This window comes from Microbacterium sp. (genome assembly GCF_043427715.1).
In the GTDB taxonomy this organism is placed as follows: Bacteria; Actinomycetota; Actinomycetes; order Actinomycetales; family Microbacteriaceae; genus Microbacterium.
In genome coordinates this window covers 1-13,439 of sequence record NZ_JBHWTD010000123.1, presented here as the reverse complement: position 1 = coordinate 13,439, position 13,439 = coordinate 1, and the positions used below count along the sequence as shown (strand labels likewise).

Genomic DNA, 13,439 nt, shown 5'->3' with positions numbered 1-13,439 from the left:
AATTCCCCAGTTCTGCTCATCGAAGTTCCCCACCCTGGGTCGCTCCGCCGCGTGAGGCGGGCCTCCCTCGATGCTGGTGGTCTCTGACCACGCACCAGCTCGAGAGAGGCCCTGTTCTTCATGCTTTCAGAGGAGGACGACGTGGACATCCACGCGCTCAGACGGCAGGGGATGACGATCAGCGAGATCGCCCGCCGCACCGACCATGACCGTAAGACCATCCGTGCCTACTTGAAGGGTGATCGCGTCCCTGGTCGGCGTGAACGCGCCGTGCCGGACTCGTTCGACGCGTTCGCCGACTACGTCGCTGCGCGGCTTGCCGAGGACCCGCACTTGTGGGCGATGACGCTGCTCGATGAGCTGCGCCCGCTCGGCTTCGGGGGCTCGTATCCGACGTTGACGCGGCAGATCCGTGACCGTGGGCTGCGGCCGCCGTGCACGGCCTGCGCGCATGTCACGAAGCGACCCAACGCGATCATCGCGCATCCGCCCGGCGAGGAGACCCAGTTCGACTGGGTCGAGCTGCCCGACCCGCCCGCGCAGTGGGGGTTTCCTCACAAGAAGGCATACGCGCTGGTCGGTTCGCTCGCGCACTCCGGGATCTGGCGGGGCGTGCTGTCCCCGTCGACGGATCTACCGCACCTGCTGGCCGCGATGACGACCCTGCTCGGGCTGTTGGGCGGACTGACCCGCGACTGGCGGTTCGACCGGATGACCACGGTCCTGAAGCAGGGCACTAGTGATCTGACGCCGATGTTCGCCGCTTTCGCCAAGCACCACGCCGTCACGGTGATCGCGTGCCGGCCCCGCAGCGGGAACCGGAAGGGCGTGGTCGAGAAGAACAACCACACCGCCGCGCAGCGCTGGTGGCGCACCGTCCCCGACGAACTGACCGTCGAGCAGGCGCAAGCCAGCTTCGAAGCGTTCGCCAGGGGGCAAGACAACCGGCCACGCCAGACCGAGACGGGGAAGACGACCGCGAAGGCGATGCTCGCCGCGGAGCGACTGCGGCCGCTGCCGCCAGCCGTGTTCCCCGTGATCGTGACCGAGGAACGCACCGCGACCAGGCAGGCGTTGATCGACTGGCGCGGGAACCGGTACTCGGTGCCACCGGAGCTGGCCGCGACGAAAGTCATCGTTCAGCAGCGGCTCGGCGCCGACATCATCGACATCGCCACCGTCACCGGCGCGGTCGTCGCCCGGCACCGGGTCGCCGAGCCCGGGCTGGGCGTCACGACCCGCGACACCGGACACGTCACCGCCCTCGAACAGGTCGCGATGGCATCCGCGCCACCCGGACGCTCGCACCGCCGCAAGGAACGCATCCCACCCGGGGCCGCCGCGCTCCGCGCCGCCGCCGCCCTGACCGGCACCACCGAACCCACCACGACCGTGATCAGCCTGGCCGCTTACGAGCAGGCCGCGAAGAACAGGAACACCCTCTCATGACCACCACGACCCCCACGACGACGACCGCAGCGAGCGTCTACCAGCAGCTGCGGACCCACCTGGCCGACCTGAAACTCACCGACGCCGCCGACGCCCTCCCGAAAGTCCTCGACCAGGCACAAGCCGAAGGCTGGACCCTCACCCACGCCCTCGAGCACTTGCTGCGCATCGAGGTGACCGCGACCGAAGCGCGCCGCCTGACTGGTCGGTTCCGGTTCGCGAACCTCCCCACCGGCGCCACCCTAGACGACTTCGACCTAGATTCCGCCAGCGGCATAGACCGGTCACTGCTGCAAGAACTCGGCACCTGCCGCTACATCGACACCGCCACCAACGTGCTGTTGATCGGCCCGCCCGGCGTCGGGAAGACCCACATCGCCACCGGCCTCGGCCACGCCGCCGTCACCGCCGGCTACCGGGTCTACTTCACCTCCGCCGCCGACCTCGCCGCCCGCTGCCACCGCGCCGCGATCGAGGGGAAATGGGCCACGATGATGCGGTTCTTCGCCGGACCCACGCTCCTCATCATCGACGAACTGGGCTACCTGCCGCTGCCCAGCGAAGCCGCGTCCGCACTGTTCCAGGTCATCAACCAGCGCTACTTGAAGACCTCGATCGTGATCACCACGAACCGGCCCGTCGGAGCATGGGGCGAGATCCTCGGCGACACCACCGTCGCTGCCGCGATGCTCGACCGCCTCCTCCACCGTTCCGTCGTGATCACCCTCGACGGCGCCTCCTACCGCCTCCGCAACCACCACGCCGCAGCCGAGCAACTCCGCCGCGTCACCACCGGCACCAACCTGCGCTAACCTGACCACGCGACCTGGGGATCTTCGGTGAGCAACTCTGGGGAATTTCGGTGAGCGCCGTCACTGCGCCGCGTCAGGCGGACGCGGACGGGCGCACCACCATGACGAGCGGGTCGAACGTGCGGGGGAGGGCCCCCTCTGCTCCGTCGACGGGGTAGCCCTCGCGCGCCCAGTACTCGTACCCGCCGATCATCTCCCTGACGGCGTAGCCGAGGCGGGCGAACTCCACAGCGCCCTTCGCCCCGGCGTTGCAGCCGGGGCTCCAGCAGTAGACGACGACGTTCGCGTCTCGGGGGATCTCTGCATCGGCTCGTGCGGCGATCTCGCGGTAGGGGATGTGCAGAGCTCCGCGCGCGTGCCCCTGGTTCCACGCCTCCTCGCTGCGCACGTCTACGAGGACGACATCCTCACCGGCGCGCTGCGCGGCGTACACGTCGCTCGGGTCGGTCTCATGGCGGAGCTTGTGCTCGAAGTACGACAGCGGGTCGGGGTGGGTCATGGGATCGACGCTACGGCAACGAGAAAGCGGCGAGGATGGACCTGACGGTCAGTCCTCGCCGCTTTTCTGCCAGCGACGTCAGTCGTCCTTCTCGGAACGGTCCTTCGTCTCGGCGGACTTCTTCGGCTTCTTCCCGGCATCGCCCTCATCGGGGACGATGATGTTCGACGGACGGTTGGCCGTCTCCGGGTTGTGGCCGTCCTCGATCGGGTGCAGCGGAGCGTCCGGCACACCAGCCCGCTCGTGTGCACCGCGGATCTCGGCCTCTTCCTCAGCGGCGGTGTGATCGAGCGTGTGGTGCTGGTGCGCCTCGGCTGCCGCGATCTCGCTCTGTGTGATGGGGGAGAGGCGGTCCTCGAAGAACCAGCGCGACAGGGCGGCACGGAGGTTCTGGTGCCACGGGATGCGTCCCTTGTCGTTCGGACGCACGACGAGCGGCTCGTTGATCTCGAAGTCGATCAGCTTGACGCGCTCGTAAGCGTCGACCGGCTGGTGGACCTCGATGTACTCGCCCCCGGGGAGGCGGACGATACGGCCCGACTCGTAGCCGTGCAGGGCGATCTCGCGGTCCTTCTTCTGGAGGGCGATCGCGATCCGCTTCGCGACGAAGTATCCGACGATCGGGCCCACGAACAGGAGCGCCTGTAGCGAGTGGATCACGCCTTCCATCGTCAGCGAGAAGTGCGTTGCGATGATGTCGGAGGATGCCGCCGCCCAGAGGACTGCGTAGAAGATGACACCGGCGACACCGATGGCGGTGCGGGTCGGCGCGTGGCGGGGACGCTGCGCGATGTGGTGCTCACGCTTGTCGCCGGTGATCCACGCCTCGATGAAGGGGTAGATCGCGACGAGCAGGATGAACACGACCAGGACGACCAGCGGCACCAGGATGCCGAAGGCCCACGTGCGGTCGAAGAGGACGACATCCCAGTTCGACGGAGCCAGGCGAAGAGCACCGTCGGCGAAGCCGATGTACCAGTCGGGCTGGGTGCCGGCGGACACGGGTGACGGGTCGTACGGGCCGTAGTTCCAGATCGGGTTGATCGTGAACAGCGACGCGATCAGCACGATCACACCGAACGTGATGAAAAAGAAGCCGCCCATCTTGGTCATGTAGATCGGGACCATCGGGTAACCCACGACGTTGTCGTTGGTGCGGCCCGGGCCGGCGTACTGCGTGTGCTTGTTGATGATCATCAGCATCAGGTGCACGACCAGAAGCGCGATGAGGATCAGGGGGAGCAGCAGGATGTGCAGCGTGTAGAGGCGGCCTACGATCGCCATGCCCGGGAACTCGCCACCGAAGAGGAGATACGAGGTCCAGGTGCCGATCAGCGGGATGCCCTTGATCATGCCGTCGATGATGCGGAGGCCGTTGCCCGAGAGCAGGTCGTCGGGGAGCGAGTAGCCGGTGAAGCCCTCGGCCATCGCCAGCACGAAGAGGACGAAGCCGACGACCCAGTTGAGCTCACGCGGCTTGCGGAACGCACCCGTGAAGAACACGCGCAGCATGTGCACGCCGATCGAGGCGACGAACAGCAGTGCGGCCCAGTGGTGCATCTGGCGAACCAGGAGGCCACCACGGAGGTCGAACGAGATCGCCAGCGTCGACTCGAGCGCCGCCGACATCTCGATGCCTCGGAGGGGGAGGTACGCGCCGTTGTAGTGCGTGGGAGCCATCGACGCCTCGAAGAAGAACGTCAGGAACGTTCCCGAGAGGAAGACGACGACGAAGCTCCACAGCGCGATCTCGCCGAGCATGAAGGACCAGTGGTCGGGGAAGATCTTCCGACCCAGTTCCTTCATGAGCCCGGAGATGCTCGTGCGCTCGTCCAGGTAGTTGGCGGTAGCGCCAATGAAGCGGCCGCCGAGGGGCTTTTCAGCCGGCTTCGCAGCGGATGCCGGTGCGGTCTCAGTCGCGGTGCTCAATGACGCTCCCAGAAGCTCGGCCCGACGGGCTCTTCGAAGTCGCTCTGCGCGACGAGGTAGCCCTCAGCGTCCACGGTGATCGGCAGCTGGGGGAGCGGCCGCGCGGCCGGGCCGAAGATCACTTCGGCGCTGCGCGACACATCGAACTGCGACTGGTGGCAGGGGCACAGGAGGTGGTGGGTCTGCTGCTCGTACAGCGCGACGGGACAGCCGACGTGCGTGCAGACCTTGGAGTAGGCGACGATGCCGTCGTACGACCACTCCAGCTTGTTGTGCTCAGCGGGGAGCTGCTCGGGGAGTAGACGCATGAGCAGAACGATGGCTTTTGCCTTCTCCTCGAGGTAGCCGTCGTGGTGGCTGAGGTCCTTCAGCTTCTCCGGGATGACGTGCACGGCCGAGCCGAGTGCGACGTCCGCGGCACGGATCGGGAGGCCCGAGGGGTCGTGCGCGAGACGGTCGCCCTTCTTCCACATCGTGTGCGACAGGAGAGCCACCGGGTCACCGACGAGGGGGTGGTCGGGGTTGTTCGAGCCGTGCGGTGCGAGGCCGCGGAACAGCGTGACGCCCGGGATGATCGAGGCGACCAGGGCCGCGATCAGCGAACCGCGCAGGGCGGTGCGGCGTCCGAAGCCGGACTCCTCATTCGCCTCGCGGAACACGTTGACGGCCGCTTCGCGAGTCGCCTCGGTGCCGCGGGTCGGGTGGCGGAGCTCGATGTGCTCCTTGTCCGACATGATCGCCTTGGACCAGTGGATCGCGCCGATGCCGATCGCCAGCAGCGCGAATCCGATGCCGAGGCCGATGAAGAGGTTGTTGTTCCGGATGTCTCCGAAATCGCCGCTCTCGATCGGGAACAGCATGTACGCGGCAACCGCCCAGAGGCTGGCTGCGAGCGAGATGTAGAACAGCGTGTAGACGGTCCGCACGGCGCGCTTCATGGCGGCCGGGTCCTTGTCGGTCATCCGCTCGCGGTGCGGCGGAAGGCCCGGGTTCTGCACGGGGTCGGTCACCGCGACGGCGAGTCCCGACGAAGGCGCCAGTGCGGCCCTCTCGACCCCCTGCGGCTCTTCCTCGTGTGACATTGTGCTCCTCGGTTCGAAATTCTCTACGTCAGTGGGGGATCAGTTGGACTTCGCCGTGATCCACACGGTGATGCCGATCAGCGTGCCGATACCGAAGATCCAGATGAACAGACCCTCGGAGACCGGACCCAGCGAACCGAGTGTGAAGCCACCGACGGGCTCACTCTCCTGGAGATACATCAGCGCGGAGATGATGTCGCGCTTCTCCTCGAGGGTCAGGGTCATGTCGTTGAAGACCGGCATGTTCTGCGGGCCGGTGACCATTGCCGCGTACATGTGCAGCGGGCTGGTCTCCGTCAGGCCCGGGGCGTACTTGCCCTCGGTCAGCGCACCGCCGGCGGCGGCGACGTTGTGGCACATGGCGCAGTTGATGCGGAAAAGCTCGGCACCCTCGGTGAGGTCACCCTCGCCGTCCAGGACCTCGGGATCGGGGTAGCTCGGGCCGGGGGCGACGGACTGCACCCACGCGGCGATCGCCTCGATCTGCTCCTGCGTGAACTGCGGGGTCTTCTGCGGTGCCTGCGGGCCCTGGGCCTGCAGCGGCATGCGACCGGTCGCCATCTGGAACTCGACGGAGAGCTCGCCGACACCGTAGAGCGACGGCCCGTCGGGGGTGCCCTCCATGTCGAGGCCGTGACAGGTCGCGCAGTTGGCCTGGAAGAGCTTCTTACCGTCTTCGACAGTGAGCGTCGACTCGGTGGTGCTCGACTCGGTGGACGCCATCGCGGCGGACGCACCGGCGTAGATGCCTCCGGTCAGCAGGAGGCCTACGCCGATCAGTGCCGCGGCAGCCCACTTGCTGCGACGTCCCGTCTGTCGACGCGGGGTCTTGGATGCCATGAAGGAACTCAGCTCCGCTCTTGAATTACTGGATGAAGTAGATGACGGCGAACAGGATGATCCACACGACGTCGACGAAGTGCCAGTAGTAGGACACGACGATCGCCGAGGTCATCTCCTTGCGGCCGAAGTTCTTGACGGCGAAGGCGCGACCGATCACGAGGAGGAAGGCGATGAGGCCACCCGCCACGTGGAGGGCGTGGAAGCCGGTCGTCAGGTAGAAGGCGGAGGCGTACGAGTCAGCGCTGATCGGCATCCCCTCGGCCACAAGGGTCGCGTACTCCCAGACCTGACCGGAGACGAAGACCGCGCCCATGACGAAGGTCAGGAAGAACCACTCGACCATGCCCCACTGGCGGAAGTTCCAGAACGAACCCTTGCGGTACGGCTGGAAGCGCTCGGCGGCGAAGACGCCGGCCTGCGCGGTGAAGGAGGAGAGCACCAGGATGAGCGTGTTCACCGCGGCGAACGGAATGTTCAGCAGCTCGGTGCGGTCGTCCCAGAGGCCCGGCGAGGTGTTCTTGATGGTGAAGTAGATCGCGAACAGACCCGCGAAGAACATCACCTCACTGCCGAGCCACACGATGGTGCCGACGGCAACCGGGTCCGGTCGTTTCACCGAACGCAGTGCCTGGTTGTAGGTCGCAGGAGTGGTCGTCACCTCCCCATTATGGCCGATTCTGGGCGGAAGGTTTCGCATCCCTGAAGGTGGTTCCGTCTTTCGGGGGTGTGAGCGCGCGCTTTGGCCCCGCCGCGAGTCACCTGACAGTGTGCTGAGTAGGATCGGGGGTCATGGCGGACAACTTCTCGTGGCCGGAACTGCTCACCGCTCTGCTCGCGCGGACCGACCTCAGCGTCGCCGAATCCACGTGGGCGATGCGGCAGGTCATGAGCGGAGACGCGAGTCCGTCGCAGCTCGCCGCCTTCCTCGTCGCCCTCCGGGCCAAGGGGGAGACGGTCGATGAGATCGTCGGCTTCCGCGACGCGATCCTGGAGGCGGCCGTGCCCCTCCCGGTTCCGGCTGACGTGCTCGACATCGTCGGCACGGGTGGCGATCGTTACGGAACGGTGAACGTGTCCACGACGGCATCCGTCATCGTCGCCGCCACCGGGGTGCCCGTCGTCAAGCACGGCAACAAGGCGTCGAGTTCGAAGTCGGGTTCGTCCGATGTGCTGGCGGCGCTCGGTATCGATCTGGCGCAGACGCCTGCTCGTGTCGCCGAGGTGCTGGACGAGGTCGGCATCACCTTTGCCTTCGCCTCCGCCTTCCACCCGGGATTCCGTCACGCCGGTGCGACCCGGGCGGAGCTCGGCATCCCCACCGTCTTCAACTTCCTGGGCCCGCTGTGCAACCCGGCCCGTGCGGAGGCGAACGCCGTGGGCGTTGCGCAGCTCGACCGGGTCCCGCTGATCACGGGCGTCTTCCGCACGCGCGGCGCCACCGCGCTCGTCTTCCGCGGCGACGACGGCATGGACGAACTCACCACGACCGGCCACAGCCGCGTGTGGGAGATCAGCCGTGGTGACGTGCGCGAGCACGACCTCGACCCGCGCGATCTCGGCATCGCCCGCGCCGAGATCGCCGATCTCCTCGGCGGCGACGCATCCCACAACGCCGGCATCGTCCGTCGCGTGCTCGAGGGCGAGCCCGGACCCGTCCGCGACATCGTGCTCCTGAACGCTGCGGCAGGCATCGTCTCCTACCGACTGTCGCAGGATGCCGCGCAGTTGCAGCGGCCCTTCGTCGAACGCCTCGGCGATGCGCTCACCGACGTAGCTGCGGCAGTCGACTCGGGCGCGGCGCTGCGCACCCTCGACGCGTGGATCGAAGCGTCGAATGCGGGTGAGCGACGAGCGGGTTAATTCCGGCCCGACGCCTGGCGGCGCGGCATCCGGCGACGTTAGCGTGAAGAAATCACAGGCTCACGAGAAGAGGAAGCCGCTCATGACCGACACCGTCACCACCGCAGACACCCTCGAAGCACCGCAGAAGAAGGCGGGACTCGTCAAAGTCCTCGGAACGCTCGGGATCCTCGGAGGCATCGCGCTGATCATCGTTGGAGTGATCGTCTGGGCTCTCGTGTCCGCGCAGCTCCGGGCAGAGAACATCACGATCCCCGACGATGCGATGGCCTTCCAAGGACAGACCGTCGCAGGACCGCTGACCGCGTACGTGCAGGCCGACATCATCCAGCACCACGCCCTCGATGCCTCCGGCGGCAAGACGTACGCCGAGCTCGAGCAGGACGACCCGGTGCGCGCCGTCATGATGAACGCGTCGTTCCTGCGAGCGTCGCTGTTCACGTCTGTCGTCTCGTTCGGCGTTGCGGCGTTCGCGATGGGGGTCGGCGTCCTGTCGATCCTCTTCGGCGCGGCTGTCAACCGACTCGCCTCGATACCCGTCGTCGTCCGGCGGTCGACCGTCGTCTGACGCGATGGATCCGGTCGCCGCGCTCACGGAGATCGCCGAGTTGCTCGAGCGGGATCGGTCGTCTCGGTACCGCTCGCGGGCTTTCCGCGCGGCTGCGGCGACCGTATCGGGGCTGAGCGAAGCCGAGCTCGCCGACACCGCACGCTTGAAGACCAGAAAGGGCATCGGTGATTCGACCTTCGCGGTCATCACCGAGGCCCTTTCGGGCGTTGTGCCGCAGTACCTGGTAGATCTCCGGGCCCGCGTCGCTCCCGTCACCGATTCCGCACTCCGTGCCCGGCTCCGCGGCGACCTGCATTCGCACTCCGACTGGTCGGACGGACTCACCTCGATCGATCTGATGGCGGATGCCGCCGCCTCCCTCGGCCACGAGTACCTCGCCCTGACCGATCACTCGCCCCGCCTTCGCGTCGCGAACGGTCTGACTGCGGAGCGGCTGCGGGAGCAGCTGGCGCTCCTGCCCGATTTCTCTCGACCGGGGTTCACGCTGCTCAGCGGGATCGAGGTGGACATCCTCGACGACGGGTCGCTCGACCAGGAGGACGGGCTCCTCGACGAGCTCGATGTGGTCGTGGCATCCGCTCATTCCAAACTGCGCATGGAACCCAGGTCGATGACGAAGCGGCTGGTGGCGGCGGCGTCGAATCCTCGCGTCGACGTCCTGGGGCACGTGACCGGCCGACTGGTGAGCGGCGCCCGGGGCACGCGCCCGCCGTCGACATTCGACGCGGCGGCGGTGTTCGAAGCGTGTGCGGAGCACGGGGTGGCGGTCGAGATCAACTCGCGGCCGGAGCGAGAGGACCCGCCCGACGACCTGCTCGCACTGGCTGTCGAGATCGGATGTCTGTTCGCGATCGACTCGGACGCGCACGCGCCTGGTCAGCTGTCGCTGCTCGACTACGGCGCGGTGCGGGCGGAGCGGCTGGGCGTGGATCCCGAAAGGATCGTCACGACGTGGCCTCTCGACCGCTTGAGGGAGTGGACGCGGGGACGCTGACCTGACGCCCCGGTGGTGTCAGGCTCGCGCGGAGATCGCGTCAGCGGCGCGCGCCATCGAGGAACCGAGGCCCCAGGCGTCACCGAAAGTCCTGACCTCGTCGGCGTCAGGGGTGGCGAGTCGGTCCGGCTCGGGCAGGTCGAGTGTGCGAACGACCTCGACGACCGTCGGCGCGACCTCGAGATAGTCCGACGCGGCGAGGATCTTCGCCCGCAGGCCCGCGCTCATCCCTTCGCCCGCCTCGGCGGCGGCACGGATGCCGGTGAGGTCGCCGTGCGCGGCGAGGAGCGTGGCCGCGGTCTTCTCGCCCACCCCGGCGACGCCGGGGAGACCGTCGGACGCATCGCCGCGCATGACCGCGAAGTCGGCGTACTGGCTGGGGAGGATGCCGTACTTCTGGACGACCACCTCGTCGGTGAGGACCTCGAGATTGCTCATGCCACGGCCGGTGTAGATGACCCGCACGTCGCGCTCATCGTCGACGAGCTGGAAGAGGTCGCGATCCCCGGTGACGACGTCGACGGGGACATCGCCGCGGGTGGCGAGAGTGCCGATCACGTCATCGGCCTCGTGCTCGGCGATGCCGATGATCGGGATGCCGAGCACTCCGAGTGCCTCGCGGATGATCGGCACCTGCGCCTCGAGCGGATCGGGGACCTCCTCGACGTCGGGCCCGGTCGCGGTGACCTCGGCGACGCGGTGCGTCTTGTAGCTGGGGATGAGGTCGACGCGCCACTGGGGTCGCCAGTCGTCGTCCCAGCAGGCGACGACATGCGTCGGCTCGTAGGTGGTGACGAGCTTCGCGATCATGTCGAGGAGCCCTCGTACGGCGTTGACGGGTCTTCCGTCGGGCGCTTTGACGGAGTCGGGGACGCCGTAGAACGCACGGAAGTAGAGGCTCGCGGTGTCGAGGAGCATGAGGCGGTCGGTCACGCGACCATCCTGACACTCAGCAGCCGGGTCCGCCCGGGTCTTCCGTGCAGGTGCGCTCCACCAAGGCGGTCTCGACCTCGACGATCCGGACCGTCGTCACATCCGTGGGAAGGGTCAGGGTGCCGGGAACCGGGAACCACCCCGTGCCGGCGCTGGCGGCTGCCGTGTAGCGGACGTCGACGTGCGCGTCGAACTCGCCCGGCGAGGAGTAGGCGTGGCTCGTCGGCGTCGCCGTGAACTGCGCGGCGGCGAGGTCGGTCCAGGAGGTGCCGGGGGAGGAGGTCTCCTGCGTCGCGCCGTCGCCGTAATGGAAGAGGTAGGAGACCGGCGTGAATCTCACCGTGACGGGCACGTCGAAGATCTCGCCGGAGACTTCTTGCGGGCCGATGTCGAGGACGAAGTTGGTGGGCATCCCGACGACGCCCATCCCGCCGGGCTCGGCGACCACGTCGGGGACCGTCGGCGCGTACTCGGCGACGTCTTCGATCGTCGCCGTCCGGATGTCGACACCGGCGGGCTCGTCCTCGTCGTCTTCCTCCGGCTCGGGGATCGTCCCGCGGCACAGACTGTCGTACGGGCAGCGCTCGAACCATTCCTCGGAGCTGAGACCACCGGGATAGACGACGTCGGGGTCCTCGACGGGGACTGACGGAGCGTGGCGGGTGTTACGGGGAGTGTTATCGGCGGGGAGCTTTGGATCGGCACGATCTCCGGGCTGGGTGTCGACGGCGCCGATCGAAACGGACGAGTCGCGGTTGACCACCTCGCACGATGTCCATACGGATTCCCCGCCGCATGAACTGGCCGACGCGGCTAGAGCTAGGGGCAGGGCGACGCTCAGCGCTATTGACATGGCTGGTCACTTACGAGATTGCTCGATGTGATGAGGACCTGGCGGGCAACGTCGACGGTGAACTCCACTTCGAGCAGGGGGAAGTTGTTTCGGTCGGAAGGCACGACCGATCTGCCTTCACTGTTCTCAAGTTCCACCTGGGTGACATCGAGGCAGACTTCCCCGGATAGGCGCCCCTCGTTGGCGTCAAAGGAGTCCCCGTCAAATGCGATGAGCCGTGTCGGGCCGATCTTGCGCAATCCGTCCGCGTGATAACCGGTGAGTTCGCGCTTAGACGAGTCGCGCGCTTCCCCTGTCAAATTCTCGTAAACCGGCTCGAACGTCGCGGGGTCGGAAAGATCGACCTCGTTGAGCGCATCCACGTACGCCCGGTAGGTCTCCTCGGCCGCAGCGAAGGCTTCCTCCTCCGAGGCGAAGCCGGTCGGGGTGGGGGTCGGCGTCGGTTCCGGCGAGCACGCGGTCACGGTTGCGATCGACAGAAGCAGGGCGATCGTGCCGGCGGTGGTCCATCGTGCGCGCATGCGACCACCGTAGCCACGCCGCCTGCCGCGGTCGGGTGTTGTCCACAGCGCGTAGGCTCGGGCGCGACGTTTCGAGGATCGGGGGAGAAGATGTCGTTCGGAGCCGCGGCATCCCTTCCCCGAGGACGGCGCCTCGTGGAGACCGCGCCCTGCCCGTGCGGAGGCGGCTCGTTCGGCACGTGCTGCGGACCGATCCTCGACGGCCGACCGGCGACCGGCCCCGAGCAGGTCATGCGCTCCCGCTACACCGCATTCGCCCTCGGCGACGCGCGTCACCTGCAGGAGAGTTGGTCGCCGCGCACGCGGCCCGACGAGATGACCCTCGACGAGACGACCGAGTGGCTCGGGCTCACCGTGGAAGAGGCGACGGAAGACGGTGCGCGAGGGACGGTCCGGTTCCGAGCTCAGTGGCGGGATTCGACCTCCGGAGAGCGCGGCGAACTCGCCGAACACAGCCGGTTCCACCGCGTCGCGGGGCGCTGGTACTACCTCGACGCCCTCTGATACCCTGGAGCGTCACGCATGTGGCTCTTCAGCCACGCCCGCGCGACATCGCAACATCATCCACCACGCCTCGGTCGGCTTCCGCACGTCCTCGTGCGCACGGTCCCGAGGCCCGACGACAAAACCATCCAAGGACAACCCCCTACATGACTAACGCAACGACCGCCCCGGCCACCAAGCAGATCGCGATCAACGACATCGGGTCCGCTGAAGACTTCCTGGCCGCGGTCGAACTGACCATCAAGTCCTTCAACGACGGAGACCTCATCGAAGGCACCGTCGTGAAGGTCGACCGCGACGAGGTCCTCCTCGACGTCGGCTTCAAGACCGAGGGTGTCATCCCCTCCCGCGAACTTTCGATCAAGCACGACGTCGACCCCAACGAGGTTGTCAACGTCGGCGACCAGGTCGAGGCCCTCGTTCTCCAGAAGGAGGACAAGGAAGGCCGTCTCATCCTGTCGAAGAAGCGTGCGCAGTACGAGCGCGCGTGGGGCGACGTGGAGAAGATCAAGGAGAACGACGGCGTCGTGACCGGTTCGGTCATCGAGGTCGTCAAGGGCGGCCTCATCGTCGACATCGGCCTCAGACT

At 67.3% G+C, this 13,439-nt stretch carries 15 protein-coding genes; 7 read left to right on the top strand and 8 right to left on the bottom strand.

All coding sequences use genetic code 11. The features are described from left to right. Positions 1–120: 120 nt before the first annotated feature. Together ACHFGS_RS13075 and istB are read left to right on the top strand one after the other, a co-directional pair. Positions 121–1,449, top strand: coding sequence for a transposase (locus ACHFGS_RS13075; protein WP_394289539.1), 1,329 nt, complete (start codon positions 121–123; stop codon positions 1,447–1,449). After that, positions 1,446–2,261 carry an IS21-like element helper ATPase IstB gene (gene istB, locus ACHFGS_RS13070; protein ID WP_394289538.1) on the top strand — a complete coding sequence of 272 codons (816 nt, stop codon included), beginning with the start codon at positions 1,446–1,448 and terminating at the stop codon, positions 2,259–2,261. The genes ACHFGS_RS13075 and istB overlap by 4 nt, the downstream gene beginning before the upstream one ends. Before the next feature lie 73 nt (positions 2,262–2,334). Here istB and ACHFGS_RS13065 read toward each other — a convergent pair whose 3' ends face one another. The 5 genes from ACHFGS_RS13065 to ACHFGS_RS13045 all read right to left on the bottom strand — a co-directional run bounded on the left by ACHFGS_RS13065 (position 2,335) and on the right by ACHFGS_RS13045 (position 7,311). Next, positions 2,335–2,760: a rhodanese-like domain-containing protein gene (locus tag ACHFGS_RS13065; protein ID WP_394289537.1), complete on the bottom strand. Its 426-nt coding sequence runs from the start codon at positions 2,758–2,760 to the stop codon at positions 2,335–2,337. A 78-nt stretch (positions 2,761–2,838) separates the two neighbouring features. Further along, complete coding sequence (locus ACHFGS_RS13060) at positions 2,839–4,689, bottom strand: cytochrome bc complex cytochrome b subunit (RefSeq protein ID WP_394279451.1); 1,851 nt, start codon at positions 4,687–4,689, stop codon at positions 2,839–2,841. Continuing rightward, complete coding sequence (locus tag ACHFGS_RS13055; protein WP_394279450.1) at positions 4,686–5,771, bottom strand: Rieske 2Fe-2S domain-containing protein; 1,086 nt, start codon at positions 5,769–5,771, stop codon at positions 4,686–4,688. Before ACHFGS_RS13055 ends, ACHFGS_RS13060 begins: the two co-directional genes overlap by 4 nt. A gap of 39 nt (positions 5,772–5,810) precedes the next feature. Beyond that, positions 5,811–6,611: a c-type cytochrome gene (locus ACHFGS_RS13050; RefSeq protein ID WP_394279449.1), complete on the bottom strand. Its 801-nt coding sequence runs from the start codon at positions 6,609–6,611 to the stop codon at positions 5,811–5,813. 25 nt (positions 6,612–6,636) lie between these two features. After that, on the bottom strand, positions 6,637–7,311 hold the full coding sequence (locus ACHFGS_RS13045; protein ID WP_394279448.1) for a heme-copper oxidase subunit III: 675 nt from the start codon (positions 7,309–7,311) through the stop codon (positions 6,637–6,639). A 92-nt stretch (positions 7,312–7,403) separates the two neighbouring features. Here ACHFGS_RS13045 and trpD point away from each other — a divergent pair, with 92 nt between their 5' ends. The 3 genes from trpD to ACHFGS_RS13030 all read left to right on the top strand — a co-directional run bounded on the left by trpD (position 7,404) and on the right by ACHFGS_RS13030 (position 10,039). Beyond that, on the top strand, positions 7,404–8,474 hold the full coding sequence (trpD, locus tag ACHFGS_RS13040) for an anthranilate phosphoribosyltransferase (RefSeq protein ID WP_394279447.1): 1,071 nt from the start codon (positions 7,404–7,406) through the stop codon (positions 8,472–8,474). An 82-nt stretch (positions 8,475–8,556) separates the two neighbouring features. Further along, positions 8,557–9,042, top strand: coding sequence for an aromatic ring-opening dioxygenase LigA (locus ACHFGS_RS13035; RefSeq protein WP_394279446.1), 486 nt, complete (start codon positions 8,557–8,559; stop codon positions 9,040–9,042). Between the two features lie 4 nt (positions 9,043–9,046). Beyond that, a complete protein-coding gene (locus tag ACHFGS_RS13030; protein ID WP_394279445.1) occupies positions 9,047–10,039 on the top strand; it encodes a PHP domain-containing protein in 993 nt (330 codons plus the stop codon). Between the two features lie 18 nt (positions 10,040–10,057). Here the strand turns inward: ACHFGS_RS13030 and ACHFGS_RS13025 are convergent, their stop codons facing one another. From ACHFGS_RS13025 to ACHFGS_RS13015, 3 genes are all read right to left on the bottom strand, one after another. Next, positions 10,058–10,972, bottom strand: a complete 915-nt coding sequence (locus tag ACHFGS_RS13025) for a 5'-3' exonuclease H3TH domain-containing protein (protein ID WP_394279444.1) — start codon at positions 10,970–10,972, stop codon at positions 10,058–10,060. Between the two features lie 16 nt (positions 10,973–10,988). Continuing rightward, positions 10,989–11,735, bottom strand: coding sequence for a hypothetical protein (locus ACHFGS_RS13020; RefSeq protein WP_394279443.1), 747 nt, complete (start codon positions 11,733–11,735; stop codon positions 10,989–10,991). An 80-nt stretch (positions 11,736–11,815) separates the two neighbouring features. After that, entirely contained in the window at positions 11,816–12,346 is a 531-nt protein-coding gene (locus tag ACHFGS_RS13015) for a hypothetical protein (RefSeq protein ID WP_394279442.1), read from the bottom strand. Between the two features lie 90 nt (positions 12,347–12,436). On the opposite strand from ACHFGS_RS13015, the gene ACHFGS_RS13010 reads away from it, so the two are divergent. Next, positions 12,437–12,850, top strand: a complete 414-nt coding sequence (locus ACHFGS_RS13010) for a YchJ family protein (RefSeq protein ID WP_394279441.1) — start codon at positions 12,437–12,439, stop codon at positions 12,848–12,850. 146 nt (positions 12,851–12,996) lie between these two features. Continuing rightward, positions 12,997–13,439 (top strand): S1 RNA-binding domain-containing protein (locus ACHFGS_RS13005; protein ID WP_394289536.1); only part of this gene is annotated, 443 nt, incomplete at its 3' end.

Excerpts from the sequence above, each read along its gene's own strand:
- ACHFGS_RS13050 (WP_394279449.1), bottom strand. The coding sequence starts at position 6,611 with ATGGCATCCAAGACCCCGCGTCGACAGACGGGACGTCGCAGCAAGTGG.
- ACHFGS_RS13075 (WP_394289539.1), top strand. The coding sequence starts at position 121 with ATGCTTTCAGAGGAGGACGACGTGGACATCCACGCGCTCAGACGGCAG.
- ACHFGS_RS13015 (WP_394279442.1), bottom strand. The coding sequence starts at position 12,346 with ATGCGCGCACGATGGACCACCGCCGGCACGATCGCCCTGCTTCTGTCG.
- istB (WP_394289538.1), top strand. The coding sequence starts at position 1,446 with ATGACCACCACGACCCCCACGACGACGACCGCAGCGAGCGTCTACCAG.
- ACHFGS_RS13065 (WP_394289537.1), bottom strand. The coding sequence starts at position 2,760 with ATGACCCACCCCGACCCGCTGTCGTACTTCGAGCACAAGCTCCGCCAT.
- ACHFGS_RS13045 (WP_394279448.1), bottom strand. The coding sequence starts at position 7,311 with ATGCGAAACCTTCCGCCCAGAATCGGCCATAATGGGGAGGTGACGACC.
- ACHFGS_RS13030 (WP_394279445.1), top strand. The coding sequence starts at position 9,047 with ATGGATCCGGTCGCCGCGCTCACGGAGATCGCCGAGTTGCTCGAGCGG.
- trpD (WP_394279447.1), top strand. The coding sequence starts at position 7,404 with ATGGCGGACAACTTCTCGTGGCCGGAACTGCTCACCGCTCTGCTCGCG.
- ACHFGS_RS13055 (WP_394279450.1), bottom strand. The coding sequence starts at position 5,771 with ATGTCACACGAGGAAGAGCCGCAGGGGGTCGAGAGGGCCGCACTGGCG.
- ACHFGS_RS13035 (WP_394279446.1), top strand. The coding sequence starts at position 8,557 with ATGACCGACACCGTCACCACCGCAGACACCCTCGAAGCACCGCAGAAG.
- ACHFGS_RS13010 (WP_394279441.1), top strand. The coding sequence starts at position 12,437 with ATGTCGTTCGGAGCCGCGGCATCCCTTCCCCGAGGACGGCGCCTCGTG.